The sequence below is a fragment of the Candidatus Binatia bacterium genome, from assembly GCA_023150935.1.
GTDB lineage: Bacteria > Desulfobacterota > Binatia > HRBIN30 > HRBIN30 > JAKLJW01.
In genome coordinates, this window is sequence record JAKLJW010000185.1 from 1 (window position 1) to 515 (window position 515).

A 515-nucleotide genomic window follows, 5' to 3' on the forward strand; every position below is an offset into this window, starting at 1 on the left:
GGACAGCGGCCACCGCATCGGCCTTTTCTTCACCGGCCATCGTCACGCCGGCGAGAATCTCGAGAAGGTACTCCAGCAGCGTGCCGCCGAACTCTCGGCACCGCTCCACATGTGCGACGGCCTGCCGCACAACACCGCCGGCGACTTCGAGACCATCGTCGGCCACTGCATGGCGCACGCACGCCGCTACTACGTGAAGATCACCGACACCTTTCCCGAGCCCTGTCGCTTCGTGCTCGAGGAGCTGCGCGAGGTCTACCGCGTCGATGCGCGCGCCAAAAAGGATAAGCTCGATCCCGACCAGCGGCTCGCCCTGCACCGCAGGGAGAATGGCCTGCGCATGGCGCGGCTCAAGAAGTGGCTCTACACCCAGATACGCGAGAAGAACGTCGAGCCCAACTCGCCGCTGGGCGAGGCGATTGCCTACATGAAAAAGCACTGGCGGCAGCTGGTCCTCTTCCTGCGCAAGCCCGGGGCGCCGCTGGACAACACGATTGTCGAGCGCGCCCTCAAGC

General features: G+C 65.2%; 1 protein-coding gene. It reads left to right on the forward strand.

Going from position 1 to position 515, the window contains the following annotated elements; genetic code table 11:
* Positions 1-109: 109 nt before the first annotated feature.
* The coding region (locus L6Q96_23655) for an IS66 family transposase (GenBank protein ID MCK6557541.1) at positions 110-515 on the forward strand (406 nt) is incomplete at its 3' end.